The 631-nt window shown below is 37.3% G+C and carries 1 protein-coding gene; it reads left to right on the forward strand.

The genetic code is table 11. The features are described 5' to 3' along the window. Positions 1 to 631 (forward strand): AAA family ATPase (locus EJ063_RS21830; protein WP_126576073.1); only part of this gene is annotated, 631 nt, incomplete at both ends.

The following is a 631-nucleotide window of genomic DNA, read 5'->3' on the forward strand; positions in this document are numbered from 1 at the left end:
ATTCGAATTAGCAAAAGCAATGTCTCCTTGCATAATATGGATTCCAAACATTCATGATCTTGATGTGAATGAGTCGAGTTACTTAGCCCTCGGTCTATTGGTGAACTCTCTCTCCAGGGATTGTGAAAGATGTTCCACTAGAAATATTCTTGTTATTGCTTCGACTCATATTCCCCAAAAAGTGGATCCCGCTCTAATAGCCCCGAATAAATTAAATACATGCATTAAAATACGAAGGCTTCTTATTCCACAACAACGAAAGCACTTTTTCACTCTTTCMTATACTAGGGGATTTCACTTGGAAAAGAAAATGTTCCATAYTAATRGATTCGRGTCYATAASCATGGGTTCCARTGCACGAGATCTTGTAGCACTTACCAATGAGGCCCTATCRATKAGTATTACACAGAAGAAATCMATTATAGACACTAATACAATTMGATCYGCTCTTCATAGACAAAYTTGGGATTTGCGATCCCARGTAAGATCGGTYCAGGATCAYGGGATCCTTTTCTATCAGATAGGAAGGGCTGTWGCACAAAATGTACTTYTAAGTAATTGCCCCATAGATCCTATATCTATCTATATGAARAAGAAATCATGTAACGAAGKGGATTMTTATTTGTACAAW

The sequence above is a fragment of the Vibrio aquaticus genome (assembly GCF_003970385.1).
GTDB lineage: Bacteria > Pseudomonadota > Gammaproteobacteria > Enterobacterales > Vibrionaceae > Vibrio > Vibrio aquaticus.